Annotated in this window: 1 protein-coding gene; it reads right to left on the reverse strand. The window is 37.6% G+C overall.

Annotation, left to right across the window (positions count from 1 at the left end; all coding sequences use genetic code 11):
* Nucleotides 1-55: 55 nt before the first annotated feature.
* A partial coding sequence (locus KH400_RS21805) for a sensor histidine kinase (protein ID WP_217228206.1) occupies nt 56-396 on the reverse strand: 341 nt, incomplete at its 5' end.

Genomic DNA, 396 nt, shown 5'->3' on the forward strand with positions numbered 1-396 from the left:
CTTCTATTGTACAAAGCAATTATTGAGAATGGATGGATTTCATGTAAAGCTGATCTCAATTACTTGGAAACGTAATAATCACACGTGTCCCTTCAAAGCTTTTGCTCTCAAAACGAATGGTACCGCCATGGCTTTCAATAATCTTAATGGTCATCATTAATCCAAGACCCGTGCCTTTTTCTTTCGTTGTGTAAAAAGGTTCACCTAATTTCCCAATCTCGTCTTCTGGTATGCCCTTTCCTTGGTCTTCAAATATCAGCATCATTTGGTCGTTTTTCAATAATGAAGTCACTTGGATCACACCTGTTACTCCATCCATCGCTTCAATTCCATTTTTAAGAATGTTAAGGAACACTTGTTTTAGTTCATTTGGAATGCCTTGAATATGTGGCAGAG

Source organism: Desertibacillus haloalkaliphilus (assembly GCF_019039105.1).
In the GTDB taxonomy this organism is placed as follows: Bacteria; Bacillota; Bacilli; order Bacillales; family KJ1-10-99; genus Desertibacillus; species Desertibacillus haloalkaliphilus.